The organism is Acaryochloris sp. CCMEE 5410 (assembly GCF_000238775.2).
In the GTDB taxonomy this organism is placed as follows: Bacteria; Cyanobacteriota; Cyanobacteriia; order Thermosynechococcales; family Thermosynechococcaceae; genus Acaryochloris.
Window position 1 is genome coordinate 16,662 of sequence record NZ_AFEJ02000004.1, and the last position, 14,988, is coordinate 31,649.

The following is a 14,988-nucleotide window of genomic DNA, read 5'->3' on the forward strand; positions in this document are numbered from 1 at the left end:
CTTAGAAATCCTCCATTGATGTAATCATCAGGCCGTGATTCTGGTACTTGGTGATCAGGTGGTTGAGTTGGCTATAGCTATCTCCAAACAGTCGCTGGGCTTCCCCTTGCGTGGGTATCACTGCCTCAACCACGAGCTTTTTATTCAATTTCTCCGGGAAGGATTTACCGTCCTTAGACCGATGGGTGCGGATGGAAATCACATGGATCTGCCACTGACCCGGTTTGGTCTGGGTGAGATGGATATCCGTATCTCGCTTAATCTCAACGACGCTCTGCCATTGGCCCGACAGGTATTCTTGGATCGGCTGCTGAGCTTTCTCATATTTCTGATGCTCAATCTCTAGCCAGCCATCCCGAAGCAGGGGGTCGATGGACTGGGCTACGGCAAACAGCTCCCCTGGATAAATGTGGTCGTTATGCTTCTTGGGAGGACTGCCCCCATTCCAGGTCCAACCCACTTTGACGAGTTCATAGGCATAGGTTCTCAGGAGTTCTTCCTCCCGGTGCAAGGGGTCCACTTTTTGGGCCTGGACGGTCTCATCGTCCTGGGTCTGAACATAGATGGTGGACTGGTCTGATGCGAGTTGGGCACTGCGGGAGCTGGACAAGAAAGCCCCACAGCTTGAAAAGAAGTTGAGGGTGAACACCCCCAAAATCGCATACAGCACATAGGGGCGTTGCTTCTTGTGGGTGTCGGTCGGATCTTGGAGTTTTAGCATGGGTCTTGCAATTGGGAATGAGGGGCTGTTATCGATTTCTCAAGGCTCTGGAGGTGACGGCTGAACTCGCGGATAAGGCAGCGGAAGACACAACGGTTACAGCTGCTCCCACGGTGGTCACCACAGCTCCCGTATAGACCCCTGATGCAGCTAATGCCCCCACCGTCACCGCAGCCGTGGCGACCGCAGGGGCGACATAGCCTAAGAAGGTGGCAAAGGCGGCTCCTTGATCCGCGATGGGGTTATCCGTTAGATAGATCGCCCCAAACCCAATCACGAAGATATAGGCGAATCGCACAAGGGCAATAATGACCAGGGCTTTCAGGTACTGCAAAACTGCCCACTTATGACCGGCTATCGGTAGGGTGGAATAGATGATCATGATCGGGGCTAAGATCCCAGCCAGCATCAAGGCCAGTTCTTGGCCGGAGACAAACCAGTATTGGATCTGGAGGGGACCTTCAATAGAGACGGTCCGCACCGTGTTCTCTTTAACCACGTTGAAGCCATGTATGGCGTCATCGATGGGGTTCAAGGTGTTAAATATCGCGGCACTAATGCGGCCTAGATCGGCTTGAATCCCTTTCTTACGACTCTCAATCACTTCCAGAGCCGTCTCACAGCTCGGGCAGTCTTTCTTGATGGCAGCCTCATCCCGTTCCAGCTTTTGGGCCAACAACTCCAAGCAGCGCACGGCGGTTTGCACTTTCGGGGTTTGAACCTGGTCTAGCCCTTTACCGGAAGCAGCGGCTGCGGGGTCTCTGAGGGTGATCGCTGGCAGACGAGAACAGCTCGCAGACTGACGGTTATATTCGGCTATCGCTGAGGACGCATGAATCTTGTCCTTAAGGGCATCCCGGACCACTAGCCCCGCCCACTGGGAATCGAGGATCAGTTCGCTCCCTCGATTCGCCACCTCCCGAAAGCTCCAGGCCACGGCTTTCGCCCCCCAGCCATAGTTGAGGGTAAAGGCCAGTAGCAAGACGATGGGGACGATCTGCTGCAAGACAATCCGATGGGTTTCACCACTCAAAAAGCTCATCCCTGCTCTCGCCATCAGCACGAGGCAGGCCACGAGCAGAAAGGGCAGCAGGATGCTAAACATCGCCTTGTTATTGACGGTTGTCCGGGGGTTATCTCCAAGGATGTCCTCCCATAAGGCATCCCACCATTGAGAGGTCTCAAACATGCGGATCTTGGACTCCCGCAGCAGATCTACACCAACGGAAGGGTCGAGGTCCTCATTAATGGCATGGGCTGACACTTCACCCAAGGCGATAAACAGTAGGGTGAGACCGATGACGGACACTATCGTTCTAGGGAGCGGCCTCTGAATATAAGCCAGGAATGTAGAGGTAGTTGAAGCTAAGCTGTTCCCGCAGAGCAGCCTGGTCTTGGGCACGGTGTCGTTCATCTTTGTATAGCTCCAGTTCAGCTCGGATTTGTTCTTGGAGAGTGAGTTCTGAGGCGCTTAGGTGCAGCCCCGTCGTGCGCTGCTGATGGGCAAGGGCAGAGCCAACTACGAGGGCATCTGAGGACCGCTTCTGTTGTTCTTGACCCGATACGACGTTGCTCAGTATGGCTCCATTGGTTGCGGTTCCTTGAGCCATCAGGCTGTTTTGAGCGGTGAGAGACTTGAGGACCGCTTGGGAAGACTTGAGGGTTTGGGCTTTCTGGCCCGTCTCCCCAACAGAGGTGGCAATCTCAGCCCCCGCCGTGGCTTGCTCTTTGCTAGCGGCACTGAGCTGCACGAGGGCTTGTGTGGACTCAATGGTGTTAACCACGGACTGCTGTACCTGCTCCCCCTGCTGCTGAATCAGGGCTTGACCATCCTCAGAGAAGACGAGCTGAGTCATTAGTTGGGGGAGTAAGGCTTTTCGAGCTTCGTTGTTGCGGGCTTGGGTATACACCTGAAAGGGGTCTTGGGGATCTGAATAAATGGGGTCCTCAGATCCACTGCCTCCTTGCTGGCTCCCGCTGGTGCCATTGGTGCCCAACTTGTCGTACTCGGAGAGGACGGTAGAGATGGACCCACTTAGGATCCGCTTCAAGGAGAAGTTATCGATTGCGTCATAAATGGCTCGGCCTACCTTGTAGGCATTAAGCGCTTTCTGTCCATACTCATAGACCTTAAGCAGCTTGCGCTGGGTCTCATTGATAACCCTCGCTTGTCCAGGTTTTTGTTTAGGTCCAAGGACATTAAATACCGTGCCGAGGAGACCACTAGGGAGCTGAGCCGTGGGCACTTCCGTATAGGTGGCCGTATCTAGAGGATTATCCTTGGTTATCGTCACATCTCCAGTGGGGATGGACACGTCAGGGAAGGTGGTGGGTGTGGTGGTGGTCGGTAAGGTAATATCGCCACTAATCACTGGGTCGTCATAAGAGACCTGAGCATAGGCAGGGACAGTGATGACGGTGGCTTGAACTGACAGCACCAGAGTTATCAGTAAAGGTTTAGGCTGCATGGTCTTCCACTCCAATGGTTTCAACCTCAATCCCTTGTTTGTTGGCCTGGGAGAGCTGATCACCAAAGTCCACTAATCCCGCGACGGGGTCATCAGGATAGCGAGACATCACCCGGTTGCGGGCTTTGGTTTGCTCTCCTTGGTTCGCACCGACCCCCAAGGTGAAGTTACTGGGGTTATGGGTGACGATCAGTTGTCGGGAGTCTCGCTGCCAGCACCAGTGGGACTGCTGGAGAGTCTCAGATGCTTTGAAGGAATCATGCTCAAATTTCTCAAGGATCTCGGCCTGGAACCCAAATTCTGAGACCAACTGCTCACGGGCATACTTGTTGACGTGGCTGACAAACTTATTCTGGAGGTTGGAGACAACCTTGGACGAACAGCTTGAATTCAGCAGGGTTTCTACCTCTGTCATCCCGATAAGGATGTTGCACTGCCACTTGCGGCCTGAGTTGGCGAGAGACCCGTCCCATCTCGGCAAAGATGGGACGGGTCAGTAGTTCCGAGCCTTCATCCACGGGTAATAGGGTGCGTTTGCCATTCATGGCTTTGCGAATTAGCAGATCAAACCCCGCCACCCCATACACGAGGGAGTCACTATCGTTATCCACGTTGGTTAATCCCAAGATTAGGGCATCCACGTTGGCGTCAAAGGAGCTGATGCCATTGATGGAATCGCCTAATGCCGTGGGGATGACGCCCTCCAGGAGCAGCTGCAGGTTCTCAAAGGTGCGCTGTAAGTCTGGGCCACAGTCATTGTCTTGGATATACTGCTTGAGCCAACCTTTGGCAAAAGCAACGAACTCCTCATAAATGGGCATCTGTGCCGCTTCTTCGGAACCAAAGGGAGCTATAGAAGCTTTCGTATAGCGCTCTAAGTTGGCCTGATGGAATGCGTCAAAGCAAAGACCTAAGGCCCGCTCAATTAGCAAATCCTCCATTGGGCTGGACTGGCCCGCCTCTCCCAAGGCAATGGCCTTAAGGATACGGAGCTTATTACGCTTGATAAATTTCCAGGCTTCCTCGTGGGTCGGCTGCTGAGAGTCATAGCCTGGTTCACCGGGTTTGGGCAGATCATCAATCCAGGAGACATCGGGCGTCTCCATGACGTTGATGGTGGCTTTGTCCACGGGCTGGTAGGTGGAAGACACATTGATCTGCTCTTGAGTTGCCATATAAGGTTCATAGCTGGATTTACCCGTGGGGGGTGGGAAGTCAAACCCGACAACATTCATCCCTTCCCGCTGACAGTAGCTGGTCATCTCCAGCATCAGCATGGTTTTGCCTGCCCCCGTTTTCCCGGTGACGAGGGTGTGATTCGGGAAGGTGTGGGCTAGATCGAGGTAGAAGGGAATCGGAAGGTCATAACCTATGAGCAACACCCCCCGACGATCCATCGGGGCAGGATGGATTTGGGGCAGGGTGGGCAGCACTCTAGGCGACATGGTTTTATACAGGTGATTGCCCCCTCCCGGCAGGGTGAGCATGGGGGCGGCACTGATGGCGAGGCTCGTACACCAGTGATGCTCAAATTTCTGGGTAATCTTGACGGCTTTGGTCCCCTCTAGCTTTTGGGCTAAGGCGTCCAGGTCGAGGTTGAGTTGGTCTACGGAATCCCGATAGAGAAAGATGGCGCAGGCGACCCAAAAGGGACGATTGCCGTTGTTCATCCACTCTAGGTTTTTCTTCGTTTCTTCAAGGCGTTCTAAGGCAATGGGGTTCAGTTCTTTACGCTGGGCGGCATCCCCCATCTTGCGGATGGAGTTCCGCCCCGTTTGCTCCAGGATGGCTCGGGTCAGCCCGGATTTGATGGGCAGCAGTTCGGTGACAACACGAGCATCCAAGAACAGTTCTCCAGGGGTGGCGAGGGTGTCAAACAGGAATTTGATAAATCCCAATTCCGTGGAATCTTGGACCTCGGGGATGGTCCTAAGTCCTTCAAACCGCAGTGCGCCCACATACTTCCCTTTACTGGGCAGGTAGGCGAGGCTTTCACCGAATTGAGGAACAGCGGGTTTCCCTTTCTCGGGTTCAAACAGAACCCCCAGGCTATGGAGGTGATGCTCACTGACTACTGGATTGGGATCTAAGCCCAGGTCATCATAGCGAGTGTATTGGGGGATGGGGATGCTCTCTTCATGCAGTTCGGCGTAATCCCAATCAAATAGCTCTTGGGCCGTGAGGGGCTGAATTTTATGACCTAAGCCTTCTGCGCCCGTGAGCATCCTCGTCATCCGCCTATAGGAGTTGGTATAGGCGGCAAAGATGGCTTTCTCCCACTGCTCTTTGGACTGGTAGGCTTCCCCCATGACCTTTTGGGCGACGGTGTCATTCCAAAAGCCTGAGACCCACTCAAACACCACATCAGCGGGAGAGTCCGGGGTGTCATAGTCTCCCCCCAGTCGCAGCCGGCATTTGGCTTGGTAGAGCAGGCGAGATTTGGCGATGCGACCCTCAGCTTCTAGGGATTGCAGGTTCTCGGCGTCAGATTGCAGTTGAGCGGTGGTCAGGGCATCCGTGGCCTTCCCTAGGGAGGTGGCCGTCGCAATCAAAGGGCCTGAGCAGTCTGCTCTAATATCCAAAATCGCTTTGAGGTCGGTGCCACCAAGATGGCAGATCTTCTGGTTGCTTTTATTGAGCTGCTGTTTGGATTGAGCGGGGGTGACGGTCGGGTCCAATCCCAGCACGTCAAACATAAACGCAATTTTGATCTCTCGACTATTCCAGTGATGGAGATGGAACCCAATCGTGGCTCCCTCAAATTCAAACTGCCCATAGGTCTTGAGGCAGAAGTTATCCTGAATTCGTCTCAGGGGGTCTGTCTTCTTGGCCTTTGCCATGACGGGCATCCCCACGTTGTCGAACTTGAGGGACGGTCGCCCGTCCATGTAGGTCGTGGGCTTACCCACCCGCTCCATCTGTTTGGAGGGACTGCGGCCAAAGACAAAAATGATGCCGACGCTCGTTAAGGCGATAAAGAGGACGGCCAGTAAAAACCCAAATTTGATTAAGACGGCAAAACCCACCCCCAAAACGGCGATGGATGCTCCCAGGTAAAAGACGGGTATACCGTCTAGCATCGTGTTCACGGAGAGGATATCCCGTGTTTGACCTTCGTTTACGGCTTCAAAATCCATAGCTGTCCTCCTTTATCGGGTTGCCGCGAAAATCAGGGCACCAATCATGATCATGACGATGATGAAGTACAGCAAACCGACCACGGGACGGGACATCTCTTGAATATCGCCACCATGATGAGAGTGGCCCAAGCTGTTCTTACCCGCAAAGCCAATGGCACCGAGAACCACACCTGCGAGGATCAGCCAGCCAATCCCACAGACGGCTCCCGCTAAGGAGAACCCTTGAACATTCAGCCAACCCAAGCCCCCAATCATGGCTTTCCCAAAGCCTGGGATAACGTCGAAGCCATTACAGACGGAATCGGGGACGTTCAGTTGAGCTTGGGCATATTGTTGATAGCCGATGGTGATACTCACGGTTTGCAGGCCCGCAAGGACATGGGGGGATCTGCGGATAGTTTTGCGCCAAGCGACGGCTGATGCTGTGATGGCAAGACAGGCTACGGAGGTCGCTTGCAGCCAAGGCAGATTGTAGATCAGGCCGATGATGAAAAAGCCACTATAGCCAAACCACCAGGGCTGTTTTGAGGTTTTATCGTAAAGGATCTTGAGTCGTTTCATGGGAGTTGCCTCTTATGGGTCAGTAGTGCTGTTATTGCTGGGCGTAGTTGAGTAAGGTCTGGAGTTGGTCAGGAGAGATTTTGGCTAGCTTTGCCGCATCCTCTGGAGACTTCCCCCAACGCATCTGGCGAATCATGCCGTTAACTCGCCAATGCATTTCCGAGCGATAGCGATACGTCTGGTTGCCTGACGCTCTAGCGATGTTTAGACCCTTTAAAAGCGTTGCTGGAGTGATACGGATATCGGACACGTTACGCTTAGCCACAGAAACAGGCTTCGTTTGTCTGGATAGCGAAATCTGCCGCACGGGGGGACGTTTAAGGGTATTAGGCTTGGGCAGGACTTGAGTTCTAGGTTGCAGGGTCAAAGGTTGGACCGCTGTCGTAGTTGGATGAACGCGAGTCCTCTCAGGTGGTTGACCCAGGCGACCTGTGAAGACTCGCGATTGCTCAGGGGGTTGAGCAATAGGGGTGGGCGCTCCAATCCGAGTAATGGCGGTTTTCGGAACCCCATCAGATCGGTTAATCACCAGCTCCATTGAGGAGCGGTTGCAGCCCACTAAATCTAGGATTAAGTTCGTCGATTTCACCTGGGTGTCAGGCTTCCAGGTCAGGTAAATCTTCTGGGTCTGGGGTTGGGGCTGATCTAAGCTCAGGTCAAAAATTCCCCTCGTTCCCATATAGGCTTTGGAGACCCGGCACCCGCTAGAGGTGAGGTCAATCAGGTGACCATGACCGGGCGCTATCTTGATGGTTTCCGCTGTGGCTGGGGAGATAAGCAGCCCCAACCAGGCCGCTATAAATGCGGCAATGGTTTTATACATGGCGTTTTTCCTTGGCAAGTGCGTCTGTTCGGGAGGAGGGTTGCTATCAAAGACAGCTCCTCGCTGTGGTTGTTGGCTGGTATCAGGGCCAGCTCGTGATGGAAATCCTCGAATGCTTTGAGATATCGTCGCTAATGGTCTGTGGATAAACTCGGTTACTGCTGGGCCGAATCCCAGATGTCCTCGCCCAATCGTTCCAAGCTCTCCCAATCCACGGCATCGCTGATCCGCTGGGGAAGGTTGATGCCTCGGTCGATCAGTAGGCCCGTCACTGCAACCCCCACAAAGAACCAAAAGAGATTCCTGAGCATGGGTGATAACTCCTTTGACTAATGCAATAGCTTTGGTAGGAAGGGACTCTGTAGCGATGGAGGGAGTTTGAGGAGGATGCTGGGAATAAGCGGAAGGAGTAATACTGTTTTCGTAGCAGAAGGAAAGAGAAGCAGGCCAGGTATTGAGGTTTACTCGCTCCTGACCTACTTCTTGTTCTGTTGATGGGGAATATCTACTGATACTTTGGGAAAATCCCAGTCGAACGGCTTCGACTGAGCCTTTGGCTGCATTCACGAACTGAGCCAGGCCCACCCGGAACCACTGCTTGAGGAGATGGATGGGGATTTGATATTTCGGTGGAATAAAAGGTGGAGGTGCTTTGATTAGGACGAGATTTGTCTTTGTCTTAGGTTCAATCTCAAAATCAAAATACTCATCGTAATCGTCTTCATCTATATAGAATGATTCGTCATTAATCGTAAACTCATGCCAATCTGGGATTTCTTGGAACGAACGACCCCAATAGAGCAAATCCTCTATATATTCCAGCTCTAGATTCGCTTTTTGGGCAATCTCTTCCAGACTGGCATCAGGAAACTGATTTTGGAGCCTATAAACCCTATCGAGATGGACCTGTTTTTTTTCAGGAAGTCTCAGTTGCTTGGGTCTGTTTTTATAGCAGAATCTGCGGATATACCCTCTAATCCAACCTCTAGCATAGGTGGAGAACTTACATCCTTTCGTAGAGTCGAATTTTCGCACGGCATGACGGATGCCTAACATCCCCTCTTGGATCAGGTCTTGGGCATCATCCAGAGTCCAAGCGTATTGCTTAGCGAGTTTGGAGACTAAACGAACATGGCCAATCATCAACCAAGACAAGGAGTTCTCATGGCCTCGCTTGGCTTTGCGGATCAGCTCCAGCTCTTGCTCTGGGTCGGGAATCGGGAAACGGTGCAAGAGCTGAACGAGATATTCGGGTAGACGGATTCCGTCTGAGAAGGAGCTAGCAATCGTAGCGGTTGTCATTAGGTCAGACCTCCTACAAGAGGGTGACTGGAATTAGCGAGAGGGTTTTGGATGGAAGTTAATCTTGAGGTGGCTGGGTGTTGGGGATAGGTCGTCTGAGATTGCAAGAGCGACCTTGCCATGCCCCGTTTTTCCCCATATCTGGGTGTGGCTAAGGATTGGGTCTGGCTGAAGGTTATGGTCTGAATCGGTTCTATCGATCATGGTTCGTCCTCCATGCAAGGCTGAAGTGAGTGGACTTTATGTAGGGGGATGGACTGCGGCTTTCAGTTTTTCCCAGGCAAAGGGGAATCGCTTGGGGAAGGCTTGGAGTGAATAATGGGCGTGATAGGCTTCATCCACGTCCTCACGCGCAAGCCCCGTATCGGTATAACCTTTGCCATCTACGCCTAGAATTTCGGTCGAGGCTCCTTGGGCAACCTCTAGTCGGCTTACTTGACGTGGGAAAAACTCCAGAATTACAAAGTCACCCCATCGGGCACAACGGTCTTGAAGGCCATACCGCTGAATATTTTCCATACCCCATTCCGGGCACTCGTCCCAACCGGACCAATACCAATCATCGTCTTCTACACGACACCACAGCGCAATAAAGGCAGCTCTGCGGGTTCCTAAAATGGGAGCATTCTCGTTCCACCAGCGACAAAGCCGTTGAAGACCAGGAGAACAATCATATTCTCCGATCTCAAAATCGACCTCAACCTGGGTGTCACAGATAGCTTGATGGAAAACAGCCGCTGGAATTTCAATGCAAGCATTCTGGCGATGTAGGTCAATGTGAGTTTGGAAGCTTTGAGCAGGTTCAATATCCCGCAATAAGATAACGTCCTCCTGGGCGGTGCAGATCAGGTCTGACCAGGCACAAGAGTTGAGGATTAAGGTCTGATAGAACGCCAAGCCATGAGGGTAATCCATCCGGTAGGACTTAAAGGACTTGTCGCCTTTGGTAAAGCTGTCGTCGATATGGTTGAGACTGATATGGCTGATGGTGCGGGCATTCGGATCATAAAAAGTATTGGCCTGATCCATCGAGAATACTTGGCCTTGTTGGGTAAGGATAAACTCTAAGGTAAATCGATGGTAAATCGTTAAAACTGGGTGTTCTAAGTCTGAAGGCATTTGCACCTCCCAAGTCAGATCCAACCATTGTGGAGTCGCATCTAAATCCAGCGGAATATCCCATCCCATCTTCCGCTCAGCCGTCCCCGCGATGTAGTAGTTTTCGTTGGGATAGGGCTGTCGAATCATCACGTCTTTGGGTAAGACTGAGACTGGTTCAGTGGAATCATGGGGAGCGATAGTGGCTCCAACCAGGGAAATATCACTCAGGCCGATATCGCAATAAGGATTAAAAAGTTGAGGTTGGATATGGAAGGTGGGTTGCTCTGCATCTTTGTGGGGGACGGGCTTACCGTCTGGGGTAACCAGGAGGCTGGCATCTCCAATTTTTGCAATTGCGGTCTGCATTCTCTTTCTCCTTGTGGCGTGAATGCTCTCTCTTGATTGGTTTTTAAAAACAAGACTCCGACAATTGCTACCTATGCAGCAGTCATCGGAGTGGGTTGAGCTTGTCTCGGCTCCAGGGATGGAGGTGGGGCAATCGCAAGCCGTTGACGAATATAGTGCCTGGCTCCACGCTCAGAGAGATGGTGATGCAGCATCTGGGACTGGATATAGGGGCCGTGATATAGAATATTGACCTGATCGTCTTTGGAATAGCCACAAAGGCGAAGCTCATAGCTAACCATGAGGTCAATTCGATAACTCAAGGGTGGATGTTCGCAACCCAAGTTATAAAGCTTGTCGTAGGTGTCGCCTACACCCATAGACATCAAACTTTGGACTTTTACAGCAATCTGAAGATAAATCTCTCGATATTCCTGAATCACCTGTGAATCAAGCTGATCAGAGCTTTGGAGGTCGTTGTTGCCTCCACGGGATTTCCCGGAATCAATAGTTGTAGTTAACATAGTAATCACTCCTGTCAAAGGAGCTGAGGATCACGGCTTGTCGCTCGGTGGTACTTGCAGGCAGGCCGTGGTTTGCAAATTTAACTAAGGATTATTTCTGTGCAATACAGAAACAGGCAGGACTCCTGTCAGGGATTCCCGTTAGAATTGGCTTCTAAAAAGCAAGCTTGGCAAAGGCTAGACCTTTGCTGTTTTTTATTGGGCGGTAGATAGAGTACGGAAGTAAAAAACTCAGGCGAATGAATAACTTGTTTATTCACTCGGCAATACTCTAACCCTAACGATTCGTTTTCTCCAAATCAATCGTTACAATCAGCAATAATTTTCGGTTTACAACCAGTTAACTGACAAGCGATAAGTCATAGAATCCTTGCTATAGATGTACTTCAGGAATTCTTCAGATTTAGTCATCTTGTTCACTAACTGTTACTTCTAGCCTTGATAGTGACAATATCAACTCTGAAATGAAAGCGAATTGCTATCACTTCAGACGACATAAAACGTTCCACTGAATATCCAGTTTTTAAAATAATAATGAAGCTTCAGGATCTACCTGTATTTCGTATCAAGTGATACCAAGCACCCCCTCATGCCGCCAGCTCTGGCACCGCTGTCTTCAACATCTTTACGGGCAACGTCATTGCTAACCCCTCCAAAATCGCCATCTGGCCCGATGCGCTGATTTCACTCCATACCGAACTCCATTCCTTAGGTTTGAGCCAGTCAAAGAACACTTCATTGAGACTCGGTAGCAGCTCAGTGATGGGCAGATCCGCCAGCTCATCTAGAACACCCGCAATCGCTTGATGGGTTTCTTGGTCTGGATTTTGAGCATTGCTTAAATTGTTCATTTTGCTATTTAAACCTTCTAATAGCGAAGTGAACAGACGCCAGTATCGCGCAATCGTGCCTCTGGGGATTTTGGTCATACCTGCAACGATTTGCTGAGTGACCTTCTCGCCCTTAGCTTGGAGCTGGAGGATGGCCGACTCAATGGCGATTTGCACTCGCTCCGTTTTATGGGCTGCTTCAATCGTCAGATCCTTGGCTTGGACCTCCTGGACGAAGGAGTCCATTTCAATGTTGGAAATCAGGATGACTTGCAGGGATTCATTCGGACGTCGATGTGCCCTCAGTCGCCCGATGGCTTGGTGAATCTCCGCGAGGATGGAGCGGTCAATAAATGCCATGAATGCTGGGTCATCGTCTTCTGGGTAGTATCCACAGACAATGGCAAACTCAGCAGCCAAGTCATTGAGATTACGGCAGGGAGTGCCTACGAGGACTAGGGTTTGGACTGTGAGGAAATCATTGACCCCTCGGCTATCTCGCCACCAAGCCCCATCCTGTTCATACTTCTTGAAGTCAATCGTTCGGGTATTCACTGCATCCAAATCTTGGTAATGCTGGGCTAAGGCCCCAATGCGCTTGGTCTGATCCCCGCCTCGACTCATGCCCACTCGCCCCATGTCCTTCACCTGAATCACCTCCAGGTTTCCGGTGTCTGGGACGGCTTGGCGCACCACTAAGATTTCATCGGGAGAGCAGCCCAGTTTTAGGGCTAAGTCTTCACGAGATAGAGTGGCATCAAGGAAAACGTTGGCTTGGGCAGCTTGGGCTAAGTCTCGATGTCGTGGGTTGGGGGTATTGAGGGTCAAAAGGCCATAGCGGCTGACTTGGATGCATCCAGAGCCACCCTGCAAGATGCGGATTAGAGGAACGAGCCATTGCTTGACCACACCATTTCGGGCCTGCTCGGCCATCTCTGAGTCTCGCTCAGAGAACTTTTTGCGAAGTTGCTTGGGTAGATCAGCAAGATCCACCCCATAGTCTGAGGTGGTGTTGAGAAAACCTAGGTTGGGGGATAGAAGCTGAGCGATTTCCCCCAGTTTTACCCCTGCCATGTCAGGCAGACGGCCTTTGACGGCTAAGTGATTCAAGCCATATTTCCCTAACTTCTCCGAACCATCCATTAAGGGCAGCAACGCTGAGAGTAGGGGCTGTACCAGGGCAAAGATTTCAGGATAGCTAATCAGACCTGAAATGGTTTGCTGCAAGTCATTGAAGGTAACGGTCACGGACTGTTTGACCTGGAAGTTCTGACCGGGTTCATCCCAGATCAGCATGGTGTTTTCCAGGGGGTAATCCTCTGGATCTGGCAATGAGTCAGGATGTGCCCTCAGCAGAGGCGCACCTAAGACATTGCGCCGTTGGTTCAAAAAACCATACCCTGGCCCATCGGCATTGATGCAGGCTTCTCTGGCAATACAGGTGCCACAGATAAGGCTGGCGGTATCTGCTCCAGGGATGTTCTTGTCCCGTAGAGCATTGAGAACTCCAATGCGGCTACAGTTAGCGGGAACAGCGAAGGCATCCCCTTTGGCAGATCGTTGGAGTCGATTCTTGACCCGATTGAGTCCTCCATGCCGTGCTTCTAGGTCACACCAGCCATTTCCTTGTTCTAATGTTGATACGGTGGGATTGCGGTGTTGGTCTGAAAGGTAAATAACCTGCTCAACTCCAAAGCCAATGGGGGTAACGTTCCCAGAATCGTAGCTTTTCCCAGTACCGGGTTGGGACTGGTCAAGGATGTAGGGGAATCCTGATGAGATGAGGGTTTGCCAGGTCTGGAGTCGCTGACCCGGCTCGTATTCATGGACTAGAGGTGTTGTTGTTTCGAGAGTCCCGTTATCTCCAGGGCAGCTTTGTAAGCTGCTGCTTCTGGAGTTTGCTGATTGTGCTGTACGTCTTCTAATGCGTCTTCGATAATTTTCCAGTCGAAATCTAGAAATATATCCATGTCTTCGATGAGCTGCAAGGAGTCGTGCAGTGCGGCGACGGGATCGTTTAGCTCGACGGCTTGTTGCAGGCAGCGTTGCAAGACGCTCGTCATCTGGTGCAGTTCGCTTCGTTCCGCGAGGGTTAGGGGGGTGGGTTTGTGGGTCATTGGGAGTGGCAAACCCTTGAGCGGGCGATGAAGGACGGGTAAACGTGGTCAGAACGTCTTGGAGCTTGTGCAGTAATTGGTTGCACTGAGCTGCAATCTGTTCAAAATCGGCCACTGACAAAAACCGAATTTGACCAAGGTCGTCCAGTTCATCAATGTCAAGATGGATGCGCTTGTCTGTTTGCTTCCACCAGGCGACCCTAACACTGTAACCCCAGTCCTTCAGTAGTGCCCAGGTTGCCCGATATTGCCGTAGTACCGACTTGTTCTGAATGGCCCCAGCATCTGGGTAGAACTCGACAGTTGTTGTCCCAAGCTGGGCTAGCGTTGCTTTCAAGGTTTGAGGGGATGCTGCAAACAATCCCCCCGCTGCACCGATGGTCACTTGGCCCATGCGCTGTGCAAGCAAGTGAGGTTTAGCCCCTGTGCCTTCAACGAGTGCGATAGCGTCTCTCGTGACTTGGGTTGGATGATGGATGGCTAGGGGTAGTTCACCAATGGGAAGATGGGGGGTGGGGCCATTTTGGCGCTTCCTAGTTTTGCCTGTGAGCCAGTAATAGCGACCCCCCTCAGAGGATCTTGCTCTGACTTGAAAGCCGACAATCAATCCATCTGCATCAACAATGGGGCAGAGATAACCCGGTCTTGGAGTGTTGAGCGAATTCCCATCCAGGTTAATCCCTGGCAAGGTATGAGGTAGTTCATCAGAGAGGGATTGCCACTGCTCAACGGACTTCACGCCCCAGCATTGGATCTGCTCATTGGTGAACCCGCGACGATGGAGGTCCGCCCGATCTGCTGGGTGTAGGGTGAGCTGATCAAGGAGCTGGCGGTAGTGTTGGTCCCGTTCGATTGCGGGGAGGGATTGAGCGTGACGTTGGGCCTCAGCTTGGGCACGATGCTCTCTGAGAATCCGTTGTTCTTGCCATCGGCGTTCCCTCTCTTTTGGGCTAATGTTTTGTCCTTCGTCTGGGACAAACTTTCCCCAGAGGCCATCTTTGGTTAGGCCCAGATAGCGATAGCCTGCAATTTGGCCTGTGAGAGTCATGCAGAGGT

Annotated in this window: 11 protein-coding genes; all 11 read right to left on the bottom strand. The window is 51.9% G+C overall.

Going from position 1 to position 14,988, the window contains the following annotated elements:
- Position 1 precedes the first annotated feature (1 nt).
- The 11 genes from ON05_RS32330 to ON05_RS32380 all read right to left on the bottom strand — a co-directional run bounded on the left by ON05_RS32330 (position 2) and on the right by ON05_RS32380 (position 14,980).
- Positions 2-721: a hypothetical protein gene (locus ON05_RS32330; RefSeq protein WP_010480845.1), complete on the bottom strand. Its 720-nt coding sequence runs from the start codon at positions 719-721 to the stop codon at positions 2-4.
- Between the two features lie 28 nt (positions 722-749).
- Positions 750-2,030, bottom strand: coding sequence for a hypothetical protein (locus ON05_RS32335; protein WP_010480843.1), 1,281 nt, complete (start codon positions 2,028-2,030; stop codon positions 750-752).
- A gap of 7 nt (positions 2,031-2,037) precedes the next feature.
- Entirely contained in the window at positions 2,038-3,189 is a 1,152-nt protein-coding gene (locus ON05_RS32340; RefSeq protein ID WP_010480841.1) for a hypothetical protein, read from the bottom strand.
- Complete coding sequence (locus tag ON05_RS32345; protein WP_262562597.1) at positions 3,179-3,604, bottom strand: hypothetical protein; 426 nt, start codon at positions 3,602-3,604, stop codon at positions 3,179-3,181. The genes ON05_RS32340 and ON05_RS32345 overlap by 11 nt, the downstream gene beginning before the upstream one ends.
- Positions 3,537-6,326, bottom strand: a complete 2,790-nt coding sequence (locus tag ON05_RS32350) for a hypothetical protein (protein WP_262562598.1) — start codon at positions 6,324-6,326, stop codon at positions 3,537-3,539. Before ON05_RS32350 ends, ON05_RS32345 begins: the two co-directional genes overlap by 68 nt.
- Positions 6,327-6,338: 12 nt before the next feature.
- Positions 6,339-6,890, bottom strand: a complete 552-nt coding sequence (locus tag ON05_RS32355) for a hypothetical protein (RefSeq protein WP_010480359.1) — start codon at positions 6,888-6,890, stop codon at positions 6,339-6,341.
- 31 nt (positions 6,891-6,921) lie between these two features.
- Complete coding sequence (locus ON05_RS32360; protein WP_010480360.1) at positions 6,922-9,015, bottom strand: sigma-70 family RNA polymerase sigma factor; 2,094 nt, start codon at positions 9,013-9,015, stop codon at positions 6,922-6,924.
- Between the two features lie 33 nt (positions 9,016-9,048).
- Positions 9,049-9,219 carry a hypothetical protein gene (locus tag ON05_RS32365; protein WP_175307292.1) on the bottom strand — a complete coding sequence of 57 codons (171 nt, stop codon included), beginning with the start codon at positions 9,217-9,219 and terminating at the stop codon, positions 9,049-9,051.
- Between the two features lie 36 nt (positions 9,220-9,255).
- Positions 9,256-10,482, bottom strand: a complete 1,227-nt coding sequence (locus ON05_RS32370; protein WP_010480361.1) for a hypothetical protein — start codon at positions 10,480-10,482, stop codon at positions 9,256-9,258.
- Between the two features lie 71 nt (positions 10,483-10,553).
- On the bottom strand, positions 10,554-10,985 hold the full coding sequence (locus ON05_RS32375) for a hypothetical protein (protein ID WP_010480362.1): 432 nt from the start codon (positions 10,983-10,985) through the stop codon (positions 10,554-10,556).
- A 587-nt stretch (positions 10,986-11,572) separates the two neighbouring features.
- A complete protein-coding gene (locus ON05_RS32380) occupies positions 11,573-14,980 on the bottom strand; it encodes a hypothetical protein (protein WP_029315707.1) in 3,408 nt (1,135 codons plus the stop codon).
- Positions 14,981-14,988: the final 8 nt, after the last annotated feature.